Below are 23,709 nucleotides of genomic sequence, written 5' to 3'. Positions count from 1 at the left end.
CGGCGCATGCCCACCCACGCACCCACGACGACCCCGACCCCGACCGCAGCGCGGGTCCCGGCCGCGGAACCTCCCCCGGCCCCAGAACCGGCCCCGGCCCCCGCCCCGACCTCCCTGCGCGAGCGGCGTCGGGCAGTCGCCACCCAGGAAATCCTTGACGCCGCCGAGCGCCACATCACCGAACACGGGCCCGCGGCCCTGTCCCTGCGCGCGGTCGCCCGCAGCCTCGGCATGACCGTGCAGGCGCTCTACCACTACTATCCGCGCCGGCACGCCCTCGTCACCGAACTCATCGCGAGGACGTACGACGACCTGGCCGCTGCCGTGCGGGCCGCCATCGACAGCGCGGGTGACGACCCGGCCGTGCCGCGCCTGGTGGTCGCGGCCGAGGGCTACCGCCGTTGGGCCGTCGCCCATCCGGAGCGTTTCCAACTCCTGTACGGAACACCGCTGCGGGACTACGCGGCGCCCGCCGACGGCCCCACAACCCTGGCGATGCGCCGGATCAGCGCGATCTTCCAGCGCGAGTTGTTCGGCGAGTTCACGGCGGCACAACTCGCCGCCGCCGACACTCCCGCGCTGACCCCCTCGTTCCGGGCCCAGTTGGAACAACTGCCACCGGATCTACGGGATCTGCCGGCCCCCGCGACGGCTCTTCTGCTGAGCGCCTGGGGGCACATGCACGGCCTGGTCGTCCTGGAGGTGTTCGGGCACACCTCGTTCATCGGTGACCATCAGGCGGAGGTCTTCCGCATGGCGATGCGGAACATGCTGGAGGACATCCACCGCCGGATCCCGGACACGTCCGCCGCCGAAGAGCCGCCGAAGCCGTCGTAGCAGGAAGGACGGGCGGGGCGGGAGGTCTCCCGTCCTCTACGGACTGACGGCGGTCAGCGCCCGATCGCCCGTCCCACGACCAAAAGCCGCACCGCGATAAGCAGCCGCGCCACCCGGCCCACGATCCCGCGCCGCGCCCGGCGAGGACGCGCCCGACCCGGCCCCCGGCCACCCGAGCCCGGCCGCCCGGCACCGCCCTCGCCCCGGCCCCAGTGGTCGTCGGGCGACAGAAGCGGCGACTTGCGGTCCGCCTGGGCCTGGATCTCGTAGTGGGCCTGGTGAGCGGTCGTACGGAACGCCTCGTCGTACGAGGCCAGCGCGGCGGTGATGCCCGCGCCCGCGGTCCCTCTGCGGCGGACGTGCACGGCCAGCCAAGCGAAGAAGCCCATGACCACGGCCATCCCGGCGACGACGATCAGAAAGGCCCCAAGTCCACCCATGAATCCGACCCTATGCACCCCTTCGCACGGCACGGAACACTCTCCGGCTTGCCCGCCATCGGAGTAATGAAGGGCGCCGCAGCGGGGACCGATCACGCTGTGCCAGATGAGCAACGGCAGCACGGACGAGAAGAGCCCCGAACGGCTGATCGCCCTGTCCGACGGCATCTTCGCCATCGCCATGACCCTGCTGGTGCTCGACATCCGGCTGCCCACGGGTCTGAACTCGGCCGACTTCCGCGACGCCGTGCACAAACTGCTGCCCAACATCGGCGCGTACGCCCTGAGCTTCGCCATTCTGGCGATCTTCTGGCGCGACCACCGCCGCATCCTGCAGATCGCCCAGCGCGTCGACACCCTGTCGATGCGGCTCGCCCTGGCCGGCCTGGGAGCCATCGCCCTGGTCCCGTTCCCGACGTCGATGCTGTCCGAGTACGCGTCGGAGCCCCTGTCGGTCGCCGTCTACGCGGCCACGGTTGCCCTCGTCGATCTGCTCCACCTCGCCCTGTTCGTCTCGATCTGGCGCCGCCCCCACCTGGCCCGCCCCGTCGACGCACACGCCGCGCGTCACACCGTCGGAGACCTGACCACCACGATCCTGGTCTTCGGCGCCACCATCCCGATCGCCTTCGCCTCCCCCAGCGGCGCCATGTGGACCTGGCTCAGCATGGTCCCCCTCAAATTCGCCCTCACCTCTTGGCAAAACCGCAGAAGACCTTCGAAGAACCCCTGACCCCGTGACACCCCTGGCCCGCCCACTCCAGAGTTGCCCCGCCCAAAGCCCCCGATCCAAAAGGGTCCAACCAGCCCGGATTGGCCTTGGCCCACCGATCCACCACCCCCCTACCGTCGGACCATGCGGATCCGAATCGTCGACGCCTTCACCGACCGCCCGTTCGCCGGCAACCCGGCGGGTGTCCTGCTCCTCGACACCCCCGAGAGCCCGACCGCCCCAGGTACTCAACTCCCGGTCGCCAACGGATCGTTCCCCGACGACACCTGGCTCCAGCGGGTGGCGGCCGAGGTCAACCACGCCGAGACCGCCTTCGCCCACCCCCTCCCGCCGGGCTCCGAAGCCGACTGGGCGCTGCGCTGGTTCACGCCCGTCACCGAGGTCGACCTGTGCGGTCACGCCACCCTCGCCACCGCGCATGTGCTGCGGTCGACGGGGGCGGCGACCGGCCCGGTCCGGTTCGCCACCCGCAGCGGCGTCCTCGTGGCAGAGGCGCACGACGACGGCACCATCACGCTGGACTTCCCGACCGCACCGCTCACGGAGGTCGGCGTACCGGAAGGCGTGGCCGAAGCCCTGGGAGCCGTGCCCCTGTCGGCGCACGACACGGGCCCGCACCTCGGCGATCTGCTGGTCGAGCTGGCGGACGAGCAGACGGTACGGGGGCTCGCACCCGATATCAGGGCACTGGTACGGCACTCCGAGCGCGGCATCATCGCGACGGCACTCGCGGACGATCCGTCCGGCGGCTACGACTTCGTGTCGCGCGGTTTCTTCCCGCGCGTCGGTATCGACGAGGACCCTGTGACGGGCAGCGCGCACACGGCCCTGGCGCCCTTCTGGTCGCACCGCCTCGACAGGCCCGCGCTGACCGGACTCCAGACCTCCGCCCGCACCGGCCTCGTCCGTACCCGGCTGCGCGGCGACCGCACCCTGCTCACGGGCCACGCGGTCACCGTCATCGAGGGCGAGCTGCTGGCGTAGGGCTCTACGGTTGCCGGCGACGGCCTGAAGGGTTCCTCAAGCGCGACCCCCGGACTGGCCGGCGCCCAGCGCTCAAGGACCCGGGCCTCACGCCGTCGGCAGCCACCCCACCTTCCCCGCGAGCAGCGCGTACCCCACGAACGCCCCGATGTCGAGCAGCGCGTGGGCGACGACGAGCGGGCCCACGCGGCCCCAGCGGCGGTAGAGGTAGACGAAGACCACGCCCATCGCGACATTGCCGAAGAAGCCGCCGATGCCCTGGTAGAGGTGGTACGAGCCGCGCAGCACCGAGCTGGCGACCAGCGCGGTGCCCGGTGTCCAGCCCAACTGGTCGAGTCTGCGCAGCAGATAGCCGACGACGATGACCTCCTCCAGGACGGAGTTCTGCAACGCCGAGAGGATCAGTACCGGGTACTTCCACCACACGTCGGGCAGCGCCTCGGGCACCACGGTGAGGTTGAACCCGAGGGCGCGGACCGCGAGATAGAACGCGATCCCGGTGCTGCCGATCACCGCCGCGAGCACGGTACCGCGGCCGAGGTCCGGCCACGGTCTGGTCCGGTCGAAGCCGATCGTCCGCATCCCGGCGCCCTCACGCATCAGCAGATGCGCCACCAGGGCCACCGGGACGAGCGCGCTCGCGATGCCGAACAGTTGCCATGCGAGGTCGAGCCATGGCCGGCCCGGCGCCGCCGACGCGTTGAGTGTGGCCGCCTGGTCCTTCAGACCCCCCGGTTTGGTGACCGATCCGACAAAGCTGATCAGCGCGGACACTCCGCTCGCACCGAGCGAAAGCGCCAGAACGAGCAGTGTCTCGTTCCGCAGAATCCTTCGCGTCAGCGGCCTACTCGGAAAGGATTCGGCCACCGGCCCCTCCTCCGCCTGCACTCCTGCCTCCAGTTGACTATTCACGCCTCACACACATCCTCGCCCCGCTAGGGTCTCGAATGCAGGTACGAAGATCGTGTGCGGCAGGCCGGGAGAGGCGGACACCGATGGACATACCTCCCCACTCCCCTGCGTACCGCTCAAGCTCCCCTGCGTACCGCTCAAGAGCTGATCACGGAGGGGCACCACCGCCATGGGACGTCACAGCTTGCCCGATGGATCGGAAACGGACGTAATCGAGCCACGTCCACGTGCCCGTCGCCGCACGGCCGTCATCGCCTCGGTGCTGGTGCTCATCGCCGCCGCGGGTGTCGCCACCGCCGTCCGCACCGGTCTCCTCTCCAGCGGTTCGTGCCGCTCCCAAGCCGTTCCCGTCACCGTCGCGGCCTCCCCCGACATCGCTCCCGCCCTGCGCGCCGCGGCCGGCCACGCCCGCGACAAGGAGATCACGTCGGACGGCCACTGTCTGGACGTGCGGATCACGGCACGGGACCCGTACAAGATCGCGGACTCGCTGCGGGCGGGCCGCAGCGCCCCCGGCTTCGACGTCTGGGTCCCCGACTCGGACCTGTGGGTACGGCAGGTCACGGCCGAGGGCAAGGGCACACCGGTGACGTCGGCGGGGAACATCGCCTCGTCGCCGGTCGGCGTCGCCATGGTGCCCTCGGCCGCGAAGTCGCTCGGGTGGCCCGACAAGACGTACTCCTGGGCGGAGTTGGCGGGCGCGGCCATGACCGGCGACAGGCTGCGGCTCGGTACGGCCGACCCCTCGCGCAGCGCCACCGGGCTGCTCGCCCTGACCAAACTCGGGGCGTCCACGAAGAAGTCGGGCTCGGAGGGCGACACGCAGGCCGCCGCGATGGCGAAGGCGCTCTCCGAGCGGACGTCGGACAGCGACACCCAAGTCCTGGACACCCTCGCCCGTGACGCGTCCGGCACCGAGGAGGGCAATCCGCGCCGCAATCAGGCGCTGATCCTCTCCGAGCAGGCGTCGTACGCCCACAACGATTCCGCGGACACCACCGACGACCTGGACCTCTTCTACCCGAAGGACGGTTCGCCGCAGCTCGACTACCCGTTCACGCTGGTCGACGAGTCACGGCTGACGACCGACACGTCCCGCGCCGCGGTCCGCTTCATGACCCTGCTCGGCGAGGACGACGGGCTGCGCATCCTGGAGCGCCACGGTTTCCGCACCAAGGCGGACACCCCGTCGAAGGCGCTGGTCACGGGCGCGGGCGGCCGGTCGCCTCAACCGTACGAGAACCCGGCGGCCGAGCATGTGCCGGACCGTGCGGTGCAGGAGACCCTCGGGATGTGGACGATCACCGTCCAGAGCGCCCGCATCACGACCGTCGTGGACGCCTCGGCGTCGATGACCGAACTGGTGCCGGACCGCGGCCAGTCCCGTATGGAGGTCACCAAGGCGTCCCTGCTCCAGGCGCTCGCGACGTTCACGTCCAACGACGAGATCGGGCTCTGGGAGTTCTCGACCCTGCTCGACGGCGACCGCGACTACCGCGAGCTGGTGCCGACGGCACGGCTCGGCGACCGCGAGGGCGGCGGTACGCAGCGCGAGCGGCTGTCGGCGGCGTTCGGCGCGCTCCAGCCCGTGCCGGGCGGGGCGACCGGTCTCTACGACACGACGCTGGCCGCGTACAAGAAGGCCGTCTCGTCCTTCGTGAACGGCAAGTTCAACGCCCTGGTGGTGCTCACGGACGGCGTCAACCAGGACCCGGGCAGCATCTCCCGCTCCTCGCTGATCAAGAAGCTCACCGAACTCGCCGACCCCGAGCGCCCGGTACCTCTCATCGCCATCGCCGTCGGACCCGAGTCGGACAAGAAGGAGGTCCAGCAGATCGCCGAGGCGACCGGTGGATCGGGACACCAGGTCAGCGACCCGGCGGACATCCACTCGGTCATCCTGAAGGCGATCGTCGCGGCGGGCACCCAGGGCTGACGCCGGGCCGACACCGGGCCGGCCCCGGGCGCCCATGACGGACGCCAGGTCACCCCAAGGGCATCGCGGGCTGCGGCAGCCCCACCGGCCACATGTGCACCGGGTCCCCGGCGTGCATCAGCTCCGCGTACCGACGCGTGGTGGCGGCGAGCGCCGCACCCCGCTCCAGGCCGCTGTCGAGCGCCCGGTGGAAGGTGGCGGCCTGCCACGCGGCGCCGTTCATCCGCAGCGCGCACCGCTCCTCGATCACCCCGAGATAGAAGTCCCGGTCGGCCGGCTCGACACCCCACGCGTCAAGCCCGGCGGCGGCCAGCGGCAGCAGCTCGTCGCGTACGAGCTGGACCACCGGCACTTTCGCGGTGCCGCCGTGCCGTACCCGCCGCGGCCACTCCAGCTCGGCGTCGATGCCGTAGCGGCACGCGGCGTCGAAGTTCGCCGCCGCCGCCTCGAAGGGCAGCCGGCTCCAGACGGGCCGGGAGTCCTCGGCGAGGGCGCGCACGACGCCGTAGTAGAAGGCGGCGTTGGCGACGACGTCGGTGACGGTGGGCCCGGCGGGCAGCACCCGGTTCTCGACCCGCAGATGCGGTACGCCGTCCGCGATGCCGTAGACCGGGCGGTTCCAGCGGTAGACGGTGCCGTTGTGCAGGACGAGTTCGGCGAGGGTCGGCACCCCGCCCTCGTCGAGCACGGCCGTCGGGTCCTCCTCGTCGCAGATGGGCAGCAGCGGCGGGAAGAAGCGCAGATTCTCCTCGAACAGATCGTGTGCGGAATCGATCCAGCGCTCGCCGAACCAGGTGCGGGGCCGTACGCCCTGTGCCTGGAGTTCGGGCGGGCGGGTGTCGGTGGACTGCTGGAAGAGCGGCGGACGCGATTCGCGCCACAGCTCATGCCCGAACAGGAACGGCGAGTTGGCACCGAGGGCCACCTGGACGGCCGCCACCGCCTGCGCGGCGTTCCACACATCCGCGAACCGGGCCGGCGTCACCTGGAGATGCAGTTGTACGGAGGTGCAGGCGGCCTCGGGCGCGATGGACGCGGAGGTGCAGCTCAGCCGCTCGACACCGTCTATTTCGAGCGCGAAGTCCTCGCCCCGCGCGGCGACGATCTGGTCGTTGAGCAGGGTGTACCGGTCGACCGCCGAGAGATTCGCCGAGACCAGATCGCGCTGGGCGAGCGTCGGCAGAATGCCGATCATCACGATTCCCGCGTCGACCTCGTTCGCTTTCCGGTGGGCGTACGCGAGTCCGGTGCGCAGCTCCTCCGCGAGCCGGTCGAGAACCCTGCCGCCCAGCCGGTGCGGGGCGATATTCACTTCGAGATTGAACATCGCGAGTTCGGTCTGGAAATCCTGGCTCGCGATACGCTCAAGCACTTGCGCATTCATCATTCTCGGCAGGCCGTCGGGCCCGGCGAGATTCAGTTCGATCTCCAGACCCATCAGGTTCTTGGGCCGATCGAAGCGCTCCTCCTCCAACAGCCTCCCGAGCCCCGACAGACACTGCCGGAGCTTCCTGCGGTACTGGTGCCGATCGGACAGGTCGAACGCGCCTGCCACGACCTTCTCCCCCATCGAAGCGTCCCTCCTCGAATGGGCAGCCCGGCATCCCGGCCGCTGTGTCACCCGGGGATGATGCCCAGGCAATGTGATCGATAACGCCCGCACCGGCCATCGGGGGCGCTACTGTGGGGGCGGTCACACCAGGCACATTCACCGGGCAATGACCACTGCACGGACCGCCGTACGGTTTCACCGATGACACCCTGGTGAAATATGCCGACGAGAATCAGCCGTCCGCCGCAGGAAATCGCCCGAGGTCACGGCGTCGGGCCCGCAGAAAATCGGCGGAAATCCCTCATTTCGGCGACCGAAATTCGCCTTGCTCATCATATCGCGGAGGGCTAGCGGAAACACTGTGTGAACACCTGTCGTATAAACTTCGCTCACGAGGTCGGGAGTTCGTGCCCGCGGTCATGACCGTCTTGTCCCCCGTCATGCCCCCGCCCCTCCCCGGTCCCGAGAGCTGACAGCGTCGTCCGCACTTGCCCCGTGTTCCGCCTGCCTGTTTCCGCCTGCCTGTGGATGAGAGGCGACCCACCATGCCGCTGCATGTCCCCCCTGCTCCCGCGCCTGCCCTGCGCAGCGTCCTCGCGGCACTCGGTTCCCCCACGGCTGTCCGTGAGGCCCGAACCCCGTCCCTGCGGTCCGCCCAGGGACCCGTCACCGCCGAAGTACCGCTGCCCGTACACGTCCTGGACCATCTGGCGTCCGGCGGCCCGTCGCCCACGCGGCTCGCGGGCTGGCGCTTCCTGATCCGCCACGGGGGCCAGTCCGTCGCGGCGGCCGACACCGCGCTCACCCCGGACGGCTGGGTGTTCTCGCACTTCTTCGAGGGCCCCTACATCGCCTCCACGGAGAAGGCACTCGGCCAGGCGGAGACCCTCAAGTCGTCCTACCAGGCACGCCTGTTGTCGGTGCCCGAGCTGTACATGCTGACGCTGTGGCTGCACGGCGACTGCGCGGCCGACGGCGCCGAAGGACGCCCCGCGCCCACCGATCTGCTGGTCCCGCTGGCCCCCGCACCGCCCGGCATCGCGGCCCACCGCCCGCACCACGTCGCCGAACTGCTCCCCGTCCTCGGCCTCCGCCTGACCCCGGCCCCGGCACCGCTCCTGAGTTCCCCCGCCTGACAGGGAACAGCACGGCCCGACGGGGAACCGCCCGCCCGAGCCCGGCTCCTGGCACACTGTGCCGGGGCCGGGCTCTTGCCTGTACGAGTGCCGGGACCGTGCTCGTTCGCGTACGCCGACCCCGACGCCCCACGATGACTAGCCCGGTTCGGCCACGGCGAACCCCCCGAAGAGACAGTGCGGTTGGCTGAACCGTCCGCACGGGTGATACGTCTCTAGGCAGTAAGAACCGCTGCCACGAAATCCCTGCGGAATCACGCCCGTAGGGCAACACTGGGACCGGACCGAAGATACGGGGGGCGGCCATGACCAACGCATCGAGCCGCAGGACACACATCAATCCGCAGCGAAAGAACCCTTCCATGTGCCAGCACCAGCCACTGTGCCCGTCAGCAGATTCCGCCGACCGTGAGGCCGCGCTCCACGTCGCGCACCACCCCGAACAGGGCTGGAGCCTCCTGTGCAACGGCGTCCTGATCTTCGAGGACACGGGTGAGCTGCTGCCGAACGGCCAGGTCATCGCCCCGCACCGCCCGCTGGGGCTGGGCACCGGCGAGATCATGACGGCCGCCTAGCGGCCCCACCGGGCACGCGCACGCAGGCACGCAGACACGCACAACGACGAGCAGGGGCCGCTCCGGAACACACACCCGGACCGGCCCCGACGCATGTCCCCGCGCGCGGGACGACGCCCCGCGCGCGAGCCACGCTCAGTCCTCGTAGCTCAGTGCTCGTAGCTCAGCGCTCGAAGCTCAGTCCTCGTAGGCGTCCAGCGGCGGGCAGGAGCACACGAGGTTCCGGTCGCCGTACGCCTGGTCGATACGGCGGACCGGCGGCCAGTACTTGTCGGCGGGCGACACTCCCGCCGGGAAAACGGCCTCCTCGCGCGCGTAGGCGTGCTCCCAACCACCGGACAGGGCGCGCGCGGTGTGCGGCGCGTTCCGCAGGGGGTTGTCCTCGGCGGGCCAGGCGCCGGAACCGACCTTCTCGATCTCCGCGCGGATCGCGATCATCGCGTCGCAGAACCGGTCCAGTTCGGCCAGGTCCTCGCTCTCGGTCGGCTCGATCATCAGCGTGCCGGCCACCGGGAACGACATCGTCGGCGCGTGGAAGCCGTAGTCGATGAGCCGCTTGGCGACATCGTCGACGCTGACTCCGGTCGCCTTGGTCAGCGGGCGCAGATCGATGATGCACTCGTGCGCGACGAGACCGCCGGGACCGGTGTAGAGCACCGGGTAGTGCGGTTCGAGCCGCTTGGCGACGTAGTTCGCGGACAGCACGGCGACCTGGGTGGCCCGCTTCAGCCCCTCACCGCCCATGAGCCGCACGTACGCCCACGAGATCGGCAGAATCCCCGCCGAGCCCCAGGGAGCGGCCGAGATCGGCCCCACGCCGGTCTCGGGTCCGGCGGCCGGCTGGAGCGGGTGGTTCGGCAGATACGGGGCGAGGTGGGCGCGGACACCGACGGGACCGACACCGGGGCCGCCGCCGCCATGCGGGATGCAGAACGTCTTGTGCAGGTTGAGGTGCGAGACGTCGCCGCCGAAGTGGCCCGGCTTGGCAAGGCCCACCAGGGCGTTGAGGTTGGCGCCGTCGACGTAGACCTGACCGCCCGCGTCGTGCACGGCGGCGCAGATGTCGGCGACGTGCTCCTCGAACACCCCGTGCGTGGACGGGTAGGTGATCATCAGGACGGCGAGTTCGTCGCGGTGCCTCTCGATCTTGGCGCGCAGGTCGTCCACGTCGATCTCACCGTCGTCGGCGGTCTTCACGACGACGACCTTCATCCCTGCCATGACGGCGCTCGCGGCGTTGGTTCCGTGCGCGGACGACGGGATCAGGCAGACCGTGCGCCGGTCGTCGCCGTTGGCGCGGTGGTAGCCGCGTACGGCGAGCAGCCCCGCGAGTTCGCCCTGCGAACCGGCGTTGGGCTGGAGGGACACCTTGTCGTACCCGGTGACCTCGGCGAGCCGCTCCTCCAGCTCACGGATGAGCGTGAGATAGCCCTGCGCCTGCTCGGCGGGCGCGAAGGGGTGCAGCTGACCGAACTCGGGCCAGGTGACCGGCTCCATCTCGGTGGTCGCGTTGAGCTTCATGGTGCAGGAGCCCAGCGGGATCATGCCGCGGTCCAGCGCGTAGTCCCGGTCGGCGAGCCGACGCAGATAACGCAGCATCGCCGTCTCCGAGTGGTACTGGTGGAAGACGGGGTGCGTCAGGTAGTCGTCGGTGCGCAGCAGCGCGTCCGGAACGGCGTCGGCGGCGGTCGCGTCGAGCGCGTCGATGTCGGCCTCGGCGCCGAACGCGGTCCAGACGGCGCCCAGTTGGGCCCTGGTGGTGGTCTCGTCGCAGGCGATGCCGATGTGGTCGGCGTCCACGAGCCGGAGGTTGACGCCGTCCTCGCGCGCGGCGGCGACGATCCGCGCGGCCTCTCCGGGCACCCGCGCGGTCAGTGTGTCGAAGTAGGCGGCGTGCACGATCTCGACACCGGCGGCCTTGAGCCCCTCGGCGAGGAGCGTGGCGTAGCGGTGGGTGCGGCGGGCGATCGTCCGCAGACCGTCGGGGCCGTGGTAGACGGCGTACATTCCGGCCATCACGGCGAGCAGCACCTGAGCGGTGCAGATGTTGCTGGTGGCCTTCTCGCGGCGGATGTGCTGCTCACGGGTCTGGAGCGCGAGCCGGTACGCCTGGTTCCCGTCCCGGTCGACCGAGACTCCGACGAGCCGGCCGGGCAGGCTACGGGCGAACGACTCGCGGACCGCCATGTATCCGGCGTGCGGCCCGCCGAAACCCATCGGGACACCGAACCGCTGCGTGGTGCCCACGGCGATGTCGGCGCCCAGTTCGCCGGGCGAGGTCAGCAGGGTGAGCGCGAGCAGATCGGCGGCGACGGTGACGATCGCACCGAGTTCATGGGCCTGCTCGATGACGGTCCGCAGATCGCGTACGGCTCCGGAGGCACCCGGGTACTGGAGCAGGACGCCGACGACGCCGCGCTCGGCGTGCGCGGTGGGGATCCCGGACGACAGGTCGTCGACGACGACCTCGACCCCGGTCGGTTCGGCGCGGGTACGGATGACGGCGACGGTCTGCGGCAGGGTGTCGGCGTCGACCAGGAAGACACCGTTCTTGACCTTGCCCATCCGCCGGGACAGCGCCATCGCCTCGGCGGCGGCCGTGCCCTCGTCGAGGAGCGAGGCGCCGGAGGTCGGCAGTCCGGTCAGCTCGGCGACCATGGTCTGGAAGTTCAGCAGCGCTTCGAGGCGGCCCTGCGAGATCTCCGGCTGGTACGGCGTGTACGCGGTGTACCAGGCAGGGTTCTCCATGACGTTGCGCAGCACGACCGGCGGCGTGAACGTGCCGTAGTAGCCCAGGCCGATCATGGAGCCCAGGACGTCGTTACGGTCCGCCAGACCGCGCAGCTCGGCGAGGACCTCTGCCTCGGTACGGGCGCCGGGCAGGTCCAGCGCCTCGGCGCTTTTGATCACTTCCGGTACCGCGGTCGCCGTCAGTTCGTCCAGCGAGCCGTACCCGACCTGAGCGAGCATCTTGGCGCAGGCCTCGGCGTCGGGCCCGATGTGGCGCCGTTCGAACGGAATGCCCTGTTCGAGTCGGGAAAGCGGAATGCGGTGGGCGGTCATGGCGGGGGCCTCCTGGTCTCACGCGCTGCTCTCACGCGACCTTCGTGGGGCACCACGGCAGCGGTGCCCGGACGGCCTCCCCCTCTGTCATCTCAACCTGAGAGCTTCACCGGCTCGCCCGGGGGCGCTCCGGCTTTCACCGTCGGTGAGGTCGGGGGCTGTCGGCTCCCGCCCTGCTTTCCAGAGTGACCTCACCCGTGCGGTACTGGGGCCTGAGAGATTCCGGGGAGGATTTGCTCCTTCGGCGCTCCCGGTCACTACCGGGAAGCTCTCCCGCACAGGGTCAACAGCCGTCTGCCAGCCTACCAGCGAGGACCCCGCACGAGTCTTCGAGTGGCCGCCTGCCCCAATGTGCTCTTTCGTAGTGGTGACGAATGCTTGTGGCGGAGTTTGCCCATGGCGGAGTTGCGACCAGTTGGAGGGCCCGTGCAGACCGACATCGATCCGCGCAACCTGATCGGCCGCAAGGCGTTCGACCGCACCGGCACGAAGATCGGCACGATCGACGAGGTCTACCTCGACGACGCGACCGGCGTCCCGGAGTGGGCGGCCATAAGGACAGGGCTTTTCAGCCGGGACGCCTTTGTGCCACTGGAGCCGAGCGAGCTGGTGGAGGGCGCTCTGCGCGTCCCCTTCGACCGGGCCCTGATCAAGGACGCCCCGGATTTCGGTGTCGGCCGGCACCTCTCCCCCGAACAGGAACTCCAGCTTTACCACCACTACGGCCTGGACATCTCGGCCCCCGGATCCCCACCGCCGCCCGACCGGGACTTCGGGCATATCGCGGGATCGGGGTCCGGCTCCGGGCCTGGGTCAGCGTCCGGCTCCGGGGACGAGCCTCCGGAAGGCGGCACGGGGGCCCGCTGAGGTGACGGGGGCGGTGCGGGTGCGGATTCCACAGGTACTCGCTGCGATTCCGGAGGTACCAGTTCCGCCGTCGGAGGCACCCGTTCCGAAGACCCCTCCTCCACCGCCGACACCACTGAAACCGGATCCGCGGGCTCCAGCTCCGGGTCATCGGTCCGAAAGGTCCGTACCCGCCCGGGTGCCGAGTCCGGCGTCTCGAACCGGACCGTCACCCTCCCCACCCCACTGCCCTGGACCCATCCCCGCCCATGGACGGCATGCAGCACATCGTGCCCGGCAGCCCACCGCCGCTCGGCCCTGGGCTCGGCACCGGGTTCGGAATCGGACGCGTGGGGCGCGCCACCGCCCGGCGGGTGCCCCACCACGTCACCGTCCATCTCCTCAGCCGGCTCACCCCCGTCATGGCCGGACGGATGCTCCCCGACCGATTCCGACGCCACGGACGATTCCGATGCCACGGATGACGCGGCCAGGGACGACGCGGCCAGGGACGACGCGGCCGGCGAGGCGGACACGGCAGCCTGCGCGAACAAATCCTCCTGCGTGTAGTCCGCGAGCCCGGTGACCCCGACCCCGAGCAGCCGTACGCCTCCCGTGGTGTCCACGGACTCCAGGAGCCGCCCTGCCGCCTCCCTGACCACCGCGGGATCGTCGGTGGGCCCGCGCAGCGTCTCGGACCGGGTGAGCGTCGAGAAGTCGTATCTGCGGACCTTGAGCACGACCGTCCGCCCGGAGTGCCCGGCGGCTCTCAGCCGCTGTACGCACCGGTCGGCGAGCCGCTGCACCTCCAGACGGACCCGGACCCGGTCGTGGATGTCCACGTCGTAGGTGTCCTCGACGGACACCGATTTCGTCTCCCGCTCGGCGACGACCGGCCGCTCGTCCCGTGCGTGCGCCATCGCGTACAGCGCGGTCCCGTGCGCCTTGCCGAGCAGCCGTACGAGTTCGTCCTCGCCCGCTTCGGCCATCTCCCCGACGGTGGTGATCCCGGCGCGCCGCAGATGGTCCCCGGTGGCGGGGCCGACGCCGGGGAGGGTGCGTACGGGCATGGGGGCCAGCAGGGCGCGCTCGGTGCCGGGCTCTATCAGCACCAGACCGTCGGGTTTGGCCTCCTCCGAGGCGATCTTCGCGAGCATCTTGGACGCGGCGAGCCCCACGGATCCGGTCAGTCCGGTCGCCGCCCTGATGTCCGCGCGCAGCCGCTCCCCCGTGGTCTGCGCGGATACCGCGTCCCAGGCCGTTCCACCGGCCTCCAGATCGACGAACGCCTCGTCGAGGCTCAGCGGCTCCACCAGCGGCGACAGCTCCCTCAGCAGCCCCATCACGCGCTCGCTGATCTCACGGTAGAAGGCGAAGCGGGGGACGAGATACGCGGCGTTCGGCGCGAGTCTGCGGGCCTGGCCCATGGGCATCGCGGAGTGCACCCCGAAGCGCCGTGCCTCGTACGACGCGGTGGCCACCACACCGCGCGGCCCGAGGCCGCCCACCACCACCGCTTTCCCGCGCAGGCTGGGCTTGGCCGCCTGCTCCGCCGAGGCGTAGAAGGCATCCATGTCCAGATGCAGGATGGTGGGCTCGCTTCTCACATGTCCGATGCTGCCCTACGCCACTGACAATGCCCCGGCGAAGCGCCACGACCAGGGCATCAACGCCCTTCCCGACCGCTCCGGCCCACCCCTGCCGGGGCGCGCCCCTGCTCCGGCCCACCCTGCTCGGCCCACCTTCGCGGGCCCCCGGCCGATCATCCTGCCCGGGGCCCGGTGGATCCCTCAGACCGCGCGGTGACGCCGCCGCGCCAGCTCGTCCGCCGGGTTGTGTCCGACCAGCGTCTCGCCGGTGTCGACCCGCTCGCCGTGCAGCTGCGACAGCGCGCTCTCGACGTCCCGCCACACCACACCCACGGCGATGCCGAAGACGCCCTGACCGCCCTGGAGCAGGTCGTGGACCTCGTCGGGCGAGGTGCACTCGTAGACCGTCGCGCCATCGCTCATCAGCGTCATGCGCTCCAGGTCGGTGAAGCCGCGCTCCCGCAGATGCCGGACCGTGGTCCGGATGTTCTGGAGCGAGACACCGGTGTCCAGGAATCGCTTCACGACCTTGAGGACGACCACGTCCCGGAAGCTGTAGAGACGCTGCGTCCCCGACCCGTACGCGGCCCGCACGCTCGGCTCGACAAGGCCGGTACGGGCCCAGTAGTCGAGCTGGCGGTAAGTGATCCCCGCTGCCGCGCAGGCTGTGGGGCCGCGGTAGCCGACCTGTTCGGACGGCGTGACACCGTCCGACGTCACAGCCGACGGCCGGGTCGGAACTCGACCGGCCTGACTGCCGTGGAGCGCGTACGGGCCGCCCTCCCCCGAACCCAGTCCGGGGGCACCCCCAGCCGTACCGTCGCCGCTGCTTCTCACGCCGACCTCCGTCCTTGACCTGCCTTCTCGAAGGTAGGCAGTCACTCGGGGTGCGTCAACGATCGCCACACTCGCCACGCCGAGTGATAATCACCCTACGAGTGGTTTCCCGTATCCCACCGCGGGGAAAGGCTAGCCGAATGGCCTGAGGGCCGCCGTCCAGTTTCTCACCGGCTGCTGACTCTCACTGGCTGTTGGTGCCGAAGTCCTCGGGCGAGATCTGGTCGAGGAACTCGCGGAACTTCTCGACCTCGTCCTCCTGCTCGTCCGGGATGGCGATACCGGCGTCGTCGAGCACCCCGTCACTACCGTAGATCGGCGTTCCGGTCCGCAGGGCCAGCGCTATGGCGTCGGAGGGGCGTGCGCTCACCTCGACCCCGCTCGCGAACACCAGCTCGGCGTAGAAAACGCCTTCCCGCAGATCGGTGATGCGCACTTCGGTCAGCTCCTGACCGACGGCCTCCAGCACGTCCTTGAACAGGTCGTGGGTCAGCGGTCGCGCGGGGGCCATGCCCTGCTGTGCGAAGGCGATCGCAGTCGCCTCCCCCGGCCCGATCCAGATGGGGAGGTAACGGTCGCCTCCCACTTCTCGCAGGAGCACGATCGGTTGGTTGGAGGGCATTTCGACCCGGACACCTACGACGTCGAGCTCGTTCACACAGCAACCCTAGGCCGTGCCCGGCACCTTTGGGTAGTCGGGCACCCCATGGGCGGGCAACGGAACCGGCGCCCCTGCGGGGTCCCCGCACCGTGTGATCAGGGCAGTCGTACGCCGAGCGCGGTCTGCACGAGAGCCGAGTGCAGCCGTACGGTCAGCTCGGCCAGCTCCTTGGTGCGGGCCTGAGCGTGTGCCCTGGTCTGCGGGTTGCGGTGGCGCCGCAGCGGTGCCACGACCTGGTCCACGAGGCCGGCCTCACGCTCCGCCGACGCCTTCATCGCGCGCAGGTGTCGCGGTTCGATGCCGGACCTGCCCAGTTCCACGACGAGCGTGGCCACGGTGACGGCCTCCGCGTCATACCCACCCTCCGGCAAAGGGGTGAGCAGGCCGTACGACTCCCATTCGGCGAGTTCCGCCTCGTCGATTCCGGCGGCGGCCAGCAGCTCGTCGCGGCCCACGCGCGCGACGGTCGGCGCGTCGGGGGCGCCCAGAAGCTGCCCGTCCACCGTGTCGCGCTGTCGCCCCGGCCGGCCCAGCGTCGGCAGCTGTACGGTCTCACCGCGCTCCAGGGCCTCCAGATACTCCCGGATGACCTTGAGGGGCAGATAGTGGTCGCGCTGCATCCGGAGGACGTGAGCGAGCCGCTCGACGTCCTCGGGGCTGAACTTGCGGTACCCGGAGGGCGTGCGCTGGGGCTCGATGAGCCCTTCGGACTCCAGGAATCGGATCTTGGAGATCGTCACCTCGGGAAACTCGTCCCGGAGCGTGTTCAGCACGGTGCCGATACTCATCAGCCGACCGTCCGTGGCGGCGGTGCCGTGGCCCGCACCGCCGCTCGGTGTGTGAAGCATGTACCTTCCCGGGGGTCAGATGCCCCGCTGGCTGGCGTAGAAGACCAGTCGGTACTTGCCGATCTGGACCTCGTCGCCGTTCGACAGCGGGACCGCGTCGATCCGCTCTCGGTTCACATAGGTGCCGTTCAGGCTGCCGACGTCGGACACCGTGAACGAGCCGTCGGGGCCGCGCCGGAACTCCACATGCCGCCGGGACACGGTCACGTCGTCCAGGAAGATGTCGCTCTGCGGGTGCCGGCCCGCCGTGGTCAGCTCCCCGTCGAGCAGGAAGCGGCTGCCGGAGTTGGGACCCCGGCGCACGACGAGCAGCGCCGAACCGAGCGGCAGCGCGTCGACGGCGGCCTGGGCCTCCGGCGACAGCGACGGCGTCATGGTCTGGCCCGTGACCTCGGCGTCGTAGGCCTCAAGGCCCGAGATGGAGATCGTCGACGTCGTCTCGGACGGTCGCTCCGGCGCTCCGGCGCGCAGCGGCGCACCGCAGTTCGAGCAGAAACGGCTTGCTTCCGCGTTTCGGTTCCCGCACCTCGTACACACCAAGGCCATGGACGGACCCTCCTGCCGCGGCTGCCCCTGGGGGGCATGGGACGCGTACGGGTCGGGGGTAAACCCTCCACCCGTACTTGAGGTTGACGGTTCCCCGAAACCTATGCGGCCGGATGCGGCAGGGTCAACAGAGGACGCGCCCTGTCCGCCCGAAATGTCGCTACCCGGAGCAGCGACCTGATCACGGAACAGCGGACGGTCGCCCGACTGCTCCTCTCCGTCTCCATGGCGCGGCGCACGATGCCGGGCGGAGGCATTGCCGCCGTCCTCGCGTGAACTCCTGCCGAACAACTTCGCAAACAACTTCACGGGCGATTCCCCTTGACCGAAACAGACCCGCCCGTGGGGCAGGACGAACCCTGACTGCACACACCTGCCGACCCGGACATCTTCACAACGTCCGTACCCTCCGGACAGTTTCCACCACGCACCCCTCTTCCGGTGCGCCGACCCCCCGCAACCTCATGCCCTCGCCGGGCAGCCCCCATGCACCTCCGGTTCACCGGGAGGACGACCGAGCGTAGTCAGGCTGCTTCGCCGGTCGCAAGGCGTCAACAATGATCTTCTCGGAGCGCTCCACAGCGACCGTGGCCTGCTCCTTCTCCAAAGTCTGCACCACTCCGCCCGGGATGTTGAGCGCCGGCTCCAGGTCCTGCGGCTTGCCGATCACCTTGAAGCTGTACGGCTGGCCGATCTTGCGGCCGTCGACACTCACCCCACCGCCGTCGCCGTCCGTGAGGTAGGTCCCGGCAACCACCCGGACGTCGTTGACCTGAATCGCCTCGGCTCCCGCCGCGCGCAGTTCCTGGATGGCATCGAGCAGCATGTCCGCCTTGACCGTCCCCTTCGTGTCGCCGATGACCATCGTGATGCCCGGCCCCTGGGCCGCCACGGTGCCCGCCAGAATGCCGAGTTGCTTCTCTCTCTCGACCGTCTGCTTGCGTGCTTCCTCGGCCTGGTCGGAGCTGTTCTCCAGTTCCGTACGCTGATCCTCCAGACGCTGCTTCTCATCCTCTAGACGCTGCGTACGGTCATCCAGTTCATCGAGGATGCGTACAAGATCTTCCTGACGTGCTCCGCGCAGCGCGCTGTTGTCGCTCGTGGACGCGACCTGGATCGCGAGTCCGAAACCGAGACCGGCGAGCAGCAGCGCCACGATGAGCTGCGCACGGCTGAAACGCGGCGGCCAGAGCCCCTTCACCAGCCGCTGTCTGCCGGTCAGCCCGGGAGGTCCCGTCTGCTCACCCGCGCCACCGCCGTCACCGCCGCCACCGGGCGCGGAAACGTCCGCCACGCGCGCGGGGTCGACGTTCTCGGCGGAGGGCCCCATCGGAACCTCAGGGGGCAGTTCCCTGCGCAGATGCCGCTCGGGCGTCTCGTCCGTACCCATCGGCCTCACGCCCGGAACACATGCCGCCGGATCGCGGCAGCGTTGGAGAAGATACGGATACCCAGCACGACGACCACACCGGTGGACAGCTGGGCGCCGACGCCCAACTCGTCGCCCAGGAAAACGATCAGGGCCGCCACCACGACGTTCGACAGGAACGAGACCACGAAGACCTTGTCGTCGAAGATCCCGTCGAGCATCGCCCGCAGCCCTCCGAACACGGCGTCCAGCGCCGCGACCACGGCGATCGGAAGGTACGGCTCGACGACCGCGGGAACCTCGGGCCGGACCAAAATTCCGACCACGACTCCCACGACGAGGCCCAGTACGGCGATCACGATGTGCCCTTCTCTGCTTTCGGCTCTGCTGTTCGTACGATCACGCTCGGTGCGGCAGGCAGCTGGAGATCGTCCTGAGCGGAAATCCCGGTCCTGATGCCGAAGTTCTCCTGGAGGGCATGCAGGTACTGGCCGTCGGCACTGTTCTGGAACCGCGTGCTCAGCCGCTGCCCGTCCCCCACCGCGAGCACCGTGTACGGGGGCACGAGGGGCCTGTTGTCGACCAGTATCGCGTCGCCCGCGGCGCGGATCGCGGACAGGGCGGTCAGCCGCTGCCCGTTGATGGAGATCGCCTCGGCGCCGGACTGCCAGAGCCCGTTGACGACCCGCTGCATGTCCCGGTCGCGCAGCCGCCCGGTGTCGGAGAAGTCCGCGCTCTCCCGCGGTCCACCGCCGCCCTGGTCGGCCGACTTGGCGTCGTCCACGGTGAGTTTGATTCCGGGCCCCTGTACGGCGGTCGCTCCGGAGAGGATGCCCATCAGGTCGGCGTGGGGGCCGCCGTCCCTCCGGAGCGCTTCACGCTGCCGGGCACCGACGTCGTCGCGCAAGGTGTCGACGTTCTTCTCCAGCTTGTCGGCCGCCGAGGTCTCCCGGTCGATGCGGTCGATCAGCTCTTCACGCTCCTTGGCGACGACCGGGGCCGCCACACGCGCCTGGGCGGCCCCCACGGTCACCACCAGGGCCGCGAGGACCAGTCCGGCGGCCAGGCCCAGCTTGGACCGCAGCGTGCGCGGCAGGCCGGCCTGCCCCTGCGCCTTCTTCCGGGCCGCCGCTTCCGCGTACCCCTCGTCGAGGCTGTGGTCCATGACGTTGGTGAGCAGCGACATGGAGGCGTCCAGGCGCCGAGGGCGCGACGACGGGGTCCTCCGAACGGCGGGCTGCTGCGGCATGCCGCACATCGTCGCACGTCGCCGCCGCTACCTCCGAATGGCCCCACCCGCGTGCCGGACAGCGCCCGCACGAGGCGCTGTCCGGCACGGCACACTGATCCCTTTCGGGTGAATACGGGAGGTCGGCCCCCGGGGTGGTACGACGGGTCAGCGGCCGGCGCTGTCCACGACCGCCGACCACTCGTCCAGGAGCGCCTGCGCGGACGTGTCGTCGGGGCCTTCTGCCCAGAGGTGGGTCACGGCCTCGGCCGGGTCGGGCAGCACCAGCACCCAGCGCCCGTCGCTCTCCACGACCCGTACGCCGTCGGTGGTGTCCACGGACCGGTCGCCCGCCTCCTCCACGACCCGCCGCATCACGAGCCCCTTCACGGCCCACGGGGTCGCCAGGTCACGCTTGAGCACATGCGCACGCGGGATGCGCGCGTCGATCTGGCTGAGCGTGAGCTGCGTACGCGCCACCAGACCGATCAGCCGTACGAAGGCGGCGGTGCCGTCGAAGACGCTGCTGAACTCGGGCACGATGAACCCGCCGCGCCCGTCGCCACCGAAGATCGTCGAATCGTCGCGCCCCACGCGCGTGAGGTCGTCGGGCGATGTGGTCGTCCATTCGACCTGTGTGCCGTGGTACGCGGCCACCTGTTCGGCGATCCGCGTCGTCGTCACCGGCAGCGCCACCCGGCCACTGCGCCGCTCGGCCGCCACCAGATCGAGCATGACGAGCAACGCCCGGTCGTCCTCGATGATCCGCCCCTTCTCGTCGACCAGGGACAGCCGCTCGCCCACCGGGTCGAACCGCACACCGAACGCGGCGCGCGCGGAGGCCACGATCTCCCCGAGCCGCACCATTCCGGACCGGCGGGTCTCCGCCGTCTCGGTGGGCCGCGACTCGTCGAGCCCGGGGTTGATCGTCAGCGAGTCGACGCCGAGCTTGCCCAACAGGCTGGGCAGCACAAGACCGGCACTGCCGTTGGACGCGTCCACGACCACCTTGAGCCCGGAATCCGCGATCCCGGTGGTGTCGACATTCCGCAGCAGCGAACCGGTGTACGAGTCGAAGACGCTGGACGGGAAGTGCAGGTCCCCGATCTCACCGGGGAACGCCCTGCGGTACTCCTGACGCGCGAACACGCGATCGAGCTTGCGCTGACTGCCCTGCGACAGGTCGGCTCCCTGCCCGTCGAAGAACATGATGTCGACGGAGTCGGGCACACCGGGAGAGGTCCGGATCATGATGCCGCCGGCGCTTCCCCGCGCGGTCTGCTGCCGCGCCACGGGCAGCGGCACGTTCTCCAGGTCGCGTACGTCGATGGCACTGGCCTGGAGCGCGGAGATCACCGCCCGCTTGAGCGCACGCGCACCACGGGAGTGGTCACGCGCCGTCGTGACGGTCGCCCCCTTCTTGAGGGTCGTCGCATAGGCCCCGGCGAGGCGTACGGCCAGCTCCGGCGTGATCTCGACGTTCAGGATCCCGGAGACCCCGCGCGCGCCGAACAGGTGGGCCTGGCCGCGGGACTCCCAGATGACGGAGGTGTTGACGAACGCGCCGGCCTCGATCGTCTTGAACGGATAGACCCGCACATTGCCCTGAACAATCGATTCCTCACCGACCAGGCACTCGTCGCCGATGATGGCGCCGTCTTCGATCCGCGCGGCCCGCATGATGTCGGTGTTCTTACCGATCACGCAGCCGCGGAGGTTGCTGTGCTGGCCGATGTAGACGTTGTCGTGGAGGACTGCCTTGTGCAGGAAGGCACCAGTCTTCACGACGACGTTCGACCCGACGACAGTGTGCTCACGGATCTCCGCGTCCGCCTCGACCTTGGCGTAGTCCCCGATATACAGGGGCCCGCGCAGAACGGCGTCGGGGTGGACTTCCGCGCCTTCGGCGACCCAGACGCCCGGCGAGATCTCGAACCCGTCGATTTCGACGTCGACCTTGCCTTCGAGTACATCGGCCTGCGCCTTGACGTAGCTTTCGTGGGTGCCGACGTCCTCCCAGTAGCCCTCGGCGATATAGCCGAAGACGGGCTTGCCTTCCTTCATCAACTGCGGGAAGACATCACCGGACCAGTCGACCGGGACATCGGCCTCGACATAGTCGAAGACCTCGGGCTCCATCACATAGATGCCCGTGTTCACCGTGTCGGAGAAGACCTGACCCCAGGTCGGCTTCTCCAGAAAGCGCTCTACCTTGCCCTCTTCGTCGACGATGGTGATGCCGAATTCCAGCGGATTGGGGACGCGCGTCAGGCAGACCGTGACAAGCGCGCCCTTCTCCTTGTGAAAATTGATCAGCTCAGTGAGGTCGAAGTCGGTCAGCGCGTCACCGGAGATCACCAGGAACGCGTCGTCCTTGAGGGCCTCTTCCGCGTTCTTCACACTCCCGGCGGTACCGAGTGGCTTCTCCTCGTTGGCATAGGTCAGCTCCATGCCGAGTTCTTCGCCGTCACCGAAGTAGTTCTTGACGAGTGACGCCAGGAACTGCACGGTCACGACGGTCTCAGTGAGCCCATGCCTTTTGAGCAGCCGAAGCACATGCTCCATGATCGGCCGATTGGCCACGGGCAGGAGCGGCTTGGGCATGCTTGAGGTCATCGGGCGAAGACGTGTGCCTTCGCCTCCGGCCATCACGACGGCCTTCATGTCGGAAGCGTCCTCCTTGAAGAGACGACGGTCTAGCCGACTTCACCCGTCCAATTGTCCCGCACATATCAGCTGCGGGCCATCTAGCCGCTACGACCGCTCAATCGGCGGGCTCAATCGGCCGTGGCGTCCGCCCTGACAAGTCGGCGGACCTGAACCACGTAGAGGATCCCTGCCCACCAGTAGAGCGTTGTACCCCATCCTGCGAACGCCCATCCGAAAATAGCAGCGAGTGACCCGATCCAGCCACTTGCGTCACTGAGCAAGAGCAGCGGGAAGGCATACATCAGGTTGAACGTGGCGGCCTTGCCGAGGAAGTTCACCTGGGGCGGCGGATAGCCGTGGCGGCGGAGGATGCCCACCATCACCAGCAGGACCAGCTCACGCGCGAGCAGTACAGCCGTCAACCAGAGAGGGAGGATCTCTCGCCAGGTGAGTCCGACGAGTGTTGACAGAATGTAGAGCCGATCCGCCGCGGGATCGAGGAGCCGGCCGAGGTTGCTGATCTGATTCCAGCGCCGAGCGAGCTTTCCGTCGAGGTAATCGCTGATACCGCTCAACGCGAGGACGAGCAGGGCCCATCCATCGCTCTTGGGACCGCCGAACTCGGGCCGGAGGATCAACCACAGGAACAGAGGCACGCCGAGAAGACGCGCCATGCTGAGGATGTTGGGGATGGTGAGGACCCGGTCCGTCTGAACACGGGTCTCCTGGACCTCCACCCGGGGGCCTCCTGTGGGAAATGAGCGAACGATGCCCCCTGACCCTACCGCCAGCGTCGGGGCGATCATGCAGGGGGTCAGCGGGAAAGGCCCGTAAAAACGAGAAAGCCCCCGCACCTGAGGTGCGGGGGCTTTCCCCTAAAGGTAGTTCGGCGGTGTCCTACTCTCCCACAGGGTCCCCCCTGCAGTACCATCGGCGCTGTGAGGCTTAGCTTCCGGGTTCGGAATGTA

Annotated in this window: 20 protein-coding genes, 1 rRNA gene, 1 pseudogene and 1 riboswitch; of the genes and pseudogenes, 7 read left to right on the top strand and 15 right to left on the bottom strand. The window is 69.5% G+C overall.

The window, feature by feature from the left end; translation table 11 throughout:
* Positions 1-6: 6 nt before the first annotated feature.
* Positions 7-837, top strand: coding sequence for a TetR/AcrR family transcriptional regulator (locus tag ACIQNU_RS39910; protein WP_401376392.1), 831 nt, complete (start codon positions 7-9; stop codon positions 835-837).
* 53 nt (positions 838-890) lie between these two features.
* Here ACIQNU_RS39910 and ACIQNU_RS39905 read toward each other — a convergent pair whose 3' ends face one another.
* Positions 891-1,277, bottom strand: coding sequence for a hypothetical protein (locus tag ACIQNU_RS39905; RefSeq protein WP_401376389.1), 387 nt, complete (start codon positions 1,275-1,277; stop codon positions 891-893).
* Between the two features lie 106 nt (positions 1,278-1,383).
* On the opposite strand from ACIQNU_RS39905, the gene ACIQNU_RS39900 reads away from it, so the two are divergent.
* Positions 1,384-2,010 carry a TMEM175 family protein gene (locus ACIQNU_RS39900; protein WP_401376386.1) on the top strand — a complete coding sequence of 209 codons (627 nt, stop codon included), beginning with the start codon at positions 1,384-1,386 and terminating at the stop codon, positions 2,008-2,010.
* Positions 2,011-2,133: 123 nt separating this feature from the next.
* Positions 2,134-2,994 (top strand): PhzF family phenazine biosynthesis protein, encoded by an 861-nt coding sequence (locus ACIQNU_RS39895; protein WP_401376383.1) that lies wholly within the window; start codon positions 2,134-2,136, stop codon positions 2,992-2,994.
* Positions 2,995-3,081: 87 nt separating this feature from the next.
* Here ACIQNU_RS39895 and ACIQNU_RS39890 read toward each other — a convergent pair whose 3' ends face one another.
* Positions 3,082-3,882 (bottom strand): CPBP family intramembrane glutamic endopeptidase, encoded by an 801-nt coding sequence (locus tag ACIQNU_RS39890; RefSeq protein WP_401376570.1) that lies wholly within the window; start codon positions 3,880-3,882, stop codon positions 3,082-3,084.
* Between the two features lie 193 nt (positions 3,883-4,075).
* Here ACIQNU_RS39890 and ACIQNU_RS39885 point away from each other — a divergent pair, with 193 nt between their 5' ends.
* On the top strand, positions 4,076-5,842 hold the full coding sequence (locus ACIQNU_RS39885; RefSeq protein WP_401376380.1) for a substrate-binding and VWA domain-containing protein: 1,767 nt from the start codon (positions 4,076-4,078) through the stop codon (positions 5,840-5,842).
* Positions 5,843-5,891: 49 nt separating this feature from the next.
* Here the strand turns inward: ACIQNU_RS39885 and ACIQNU_RS39880 are convergent, their stop codons facing one another.
* Positions 5,892-7,412, bottom strand: a complete 1,521-nt coding sequence (locus tag ACIQNU_RS39880) for a glutamate-cysteine ligase family protein (RefSeq protein WP_401376377.1) — start codon at positions 7,410-7,412, stop codon at positions 5,892-5,894.
* 527 nt (positions 7,413-7,939) lie between these two features.
* Between ACIQNU_RS39880 and ACIQNU_RS39875 the strand changes: the two genes are divergently transcribed.
* Both ACIQNU_RS39875 and ACIQNU_RS39870 read left to right on the top strand, forming a co-directional pair.
* Positions 7,940-8,530, top strand: a complete 591-nt coding sequence (locus ACIQNU_RS39875; RefSeq protein WP_401376375.1) for a hypothetical protein — start codon at positions 7,940-7,942, stop codon at positions 8,528-8,530.
* A gap of 362 nt (positions 8,531-8,892) precedes the next feature.
* Positions 8,893-9,105, top strand: coding sequence for a DUF5999 family protein (locus ACIQNU_RS39870; protein WP_401376567.1), 213 nt, complete (start codon positions 8,893-8,895; stop codon positions 9,103-9,105).
* 177 nt (positions 9,106-9,282) lie between these two features.
* Here ACIQNU_RS39870 and gcvP read toward each other — a convergent pair whose 3' ends face one another.
* On the bottom strand, positions 9,283-12,168 hold the full coding sequence (gene gcvP / locus ACIQNU_RS39865) for an aminomethyl-transferring glycine dehydrogenase (protein ID WP_401376372.1): 2,886 nt from the start codon (positions 12,166-12,168) through the stop codon (positions 9,283-9,285).
* 190 nt (positions 12,169-12,358) lie between these two features.
* Positions 12,359-12,454, bottom strand: a riboswitch (glycine riboswitch).
* Between the two features lie 110 nt (positions 12,455-12,564).
* On the opposite strand from gcvP, the pseudogene ACIQNU_RS39860 reads away from it, so the two are divergent.
* A pseudogene (locus ACIQNU_RS39860) lies at positions 12,565-12,750 on the top strand (PRC-barrel domain-containing protein); the annotation flags it as partial.
* Between the two features lie 137 nt (positions 12,751-12,887).
* Here the strand turns inward: ACIQNU_RS39860 and ACIQNU_RS39855 are convergent.
* From ACIQNU_RS39855 to rrf, 11 genes are all read right to left on the bottom strand, one after another.
* Positions 12,888-14,621 (bottom strand): DNA polymerase IV, encoded by a 1,734-nt coding sequence (locus ACIQNU_RS39855; RefSeq protein WP_401376369.1) that lies wholly within the window; start codon positions 14,619-14,621, stop codon positions 12,888-12,890.
* Positions 14,622-14,804: 183 nt separating this feature from the next.
* Entirely contained in the window at positions 14,805-15,440 is a 636-nt protein-coding gene (locus ACIQNU_RS39850; RefSeq protein WP_401376367.1) for a MerR family transcriptional regulator, read from the bottom strand.
* A 184-nt stretch (positions 15,441-15,624) separates the two neighbouring features.
* Positions 15,625-16,098, bottom strand: a complete 474-nt coding sequence (locus tag ACIQNU_RS39845; RefSeq protein ID WP_006123076.1) for a bifunctional nuclease family protein — start codon at positions 16,096-16,098, stop codon at positions 15,625-15,627.
* A 98-nt stretch (positions 16,099-16,196) separates the two neighbouring features.
* Positions 16,197-16,949 carry a MerR family transcriptional regulator gene (locus tag ACIQNU_RS39840; RefSeq protein WP_401376365.1) on the bottom strand — a complete coding sequence of 251 codons (753 nt, stop codon included), beginning with the start codon at positions 16,947-16,949 and terminating at the stop codon, positions 16,197-16,199.
* Positions 16,950-16,964: 15 nt separating this feature from the next.
* Positions 16,965-17,912, bottom strand: a complete 948-nt coding sequence (locus ACIQNU_RS39835; protein WP_401376565.1) for an FHA domain-containing protein — start codon at positions 17,910-17,912, stop codon at positions 16,965-16,967.
* An 82-nt stretch (positions 17,913-17,994) separates the two neighbouring features.
* Positions 17,995-18,885 carry a DUF881 domain-containing protein gene (locus ACIQNU_RS39830; protein ID WP_401376362.1) on the bottom strand — a complete coding sequence of 297 codons (891 nt, stop codon included), beginning with the start codon at positions 18,883-18,885 and terminating at the stop codon, positions 17,995-17,997.
* A gap of 5 nt (positions 18,886-18,890) precedes the next feature.
* Positions 18,891-19,223, bottom strand: coding sequence for a small basic family protein (locus tag ACIQNU_RS39825; protein WP_401376359.1), 333 nt, complete (start codon positions 19,221-19,223; stop codon positions 18,891-18,893).
* Complete coding sequence (locus tag ACIQNU_RS39820; RefSeq protein WP_401376358.1) at positions 19,220-20,122, bottom strand: DUF881 domain-containing protein; 903 nt, start codon at positions 20,120-20,122, stop codon at positions 19,220-19,222. Before ACIQNU_RS39820 ends, ACIQNU_RS39825 begins: the two co-directional genes overlap by 4 nt.
* A 138-nt stretch (positions 20,123-20,260) precedes the next feature.
* A complete protein-coding gene (locus ACIQNU_RS39815) occupies positions 20,261-22,756 on the bottom strand; it encodes a sugar phosphate nucleotidyltransferase (protein ID WP_401376355.1) in 2,496 nt (831 codons plus the stop codon).
* Positions 22,757-22,869: 113 nt separating this feature from the next.
* Complete coding sequence (locus ACIQNU_RS39810) at positions 22,870-23,478, bottom strand: CDP-alcohol phosphatidyltransferase family protein (RefSeq protein WP_401376353.1); 609 nt, start codon at positions 23,476-23,478, stop codon at positions 22,870-22,872.
* Positions 23,479-23,625: 147 nt separating this feature from the next.
* Positions 23,626-23,709: ribosomal RNA gene (gene rrf, locus ACIQNU_RS39805) — 5S ribosomal RNA — on the bottom strand; the annotation flags it as partial.

This window comes from Streptomyces sp. NPDC091292, from assembly GCF_044757265.1.
GTDB lineage: Bacteria > Actinomycetota > Actinomycetes > Streptomycetales > Streptomycetaceae > Streptomyces.
The sequence above is the reverse complement of the archived record's forward strand: the minus strand, read 5'-3'. Positions and strand labels throughout refer to the sequence as shown.